The sequence below is a fragment of the Pseudomonas sp. Choline-02u-1 genome (assembly GCF_002836515.1).
In the GTDB taxonomy this organism is placed as follows: Bacteria; Pseudomonadota; Gammaproteobacteria; order Pseudomonadales; family Pseudomonadaceae; genus Aquipseudomonas.
The window spans coordinates 1-759 of the sequence record NZ_PJBC01000037.1; the positions used below are offsets into that span (position 1 = coordinate 1).

Here is a 759-nt window from a genome sequence, read left to right on the forward strand (position 1 = left end):
CTGGAAATTGAATCCGCCACCTGATTTGCTCCATACCGACATCATCGAATGGTCAAAGCCACTCCCGCCGGAACAATGGGCCAAACGTTCCCCGGAGTTGGAAGCCGCCATTGCCAAACGCGAGGCCGAGTTGACCGGGCGAGCGGAGGCTCAGGTATGAGCACGCCAATGGCAGGCACCACAAAAAAACGGATATTTTCGCGCAACGATTATCTGGCGCCATTACCTGTTCCTACGGGTGAAAGGCCTTGCGACGTACTCAACACCATCTGGCGCAAAAACGAGGTGTTTCTCGATATTGGTAACTACAGCATCGGTTCGGCGGTGATGGTGATGTGGCCTTCGCTGATGGTGTTCGTATTTATGGGTTACATCACCCCGGATCCCGGATTAATCTGGCTTGGGGCGTTATTTGTCATCGGTATCCCTTCACTTTTCGTTGTTCAGGGCCTCTTACGCGAAGTCCCGTTACCCATACGCTTCAATCGTCAACGTCGTGAAGTCTGCGTCCCCCGCGACAACGGCGAGTACTGGATCGTCCCTTGGGAAACCGTAACAGCCGCTGCCACTCAGCATTCATCAGTCAGTCAGGCCGGTAAAACCACGATGGGGCTGCTGGTCATCGGTTTCGAAAACCCAGACCCGCACGCTGCCGAAGACAACCAGCATTTTTCATGGGGCTTCAATTGCGGCGGCGGCACAACCGCGATGGCGCTGTGGGAATGCATGCGCAGTTACATGGAGATCGGGCCAGAAGCC

1 protein-coding gene is annotated in these 759 nt (G+C 55.3%); it reads left to right on the forward strand.

Annotation, left to right across the window (positions count from 1 at the left end; genetic code table 11):
* Positions 1-156: 156 nt before the first annotated feature.
* The coding region (locus tag CXF97_RS13990) for a hypothetical protein (RefSeq protein ID WP_101159031.1) at positions 157-759 on the forward strand (603 nt) is incomplete at its 3' end.